The organism is Paenibacillus sp. sgz302115 (assembly GCF_056120445.1).
Map to the genome: position 1 here is coordinate 1 of NZ_JBVYOK010000073.1, position 367 is coordinate 367.

The following is a 367-nucleotide window of genomic DNA, read 5'->3' on the forward strand; positions in this document are numbered from 1 at the left end:
CACTGCGGATTTACTGCCGGATGGCAGTATCGGCAGCGATAAGCTGGCGGGAGGTTCAGTAAGTTCGGTGCATCTGCAGCAGATGAGCATCTTCGGCGAACATCTCGCGGACGGAGTGCTTACGGAGCGTCATTTGAGCCCTGGCATAATCAAGCTGGAGCATTTGGCGGATGAGACCGGCAGTGCGGATTTACTGCCGGATGGCAGTATTGGCAGCGGTAAGCTGGCGGAAGGCTCAGTAAGTTCGGTACATTTGCAGCAACGGAGCATCTGCAGTGAACATCTCGTGGACGGAGTGCTGGAAGAGCGTCATTTAAGCCCCGGCATAATCAAGCTGGAGCATCTGGCGGATGAGACCTGCACTGCA

The 367-nt window shown here is 55.9% G+C and carries 1 pseudogene; it reads left to right on the plus strand.

The window, feature by feature from the left end:
* Positions 1 to 367: pseudogene (locus AC0LWN_RS32705) on the plus strand (hypothetical protein); the annotation flags it as partial.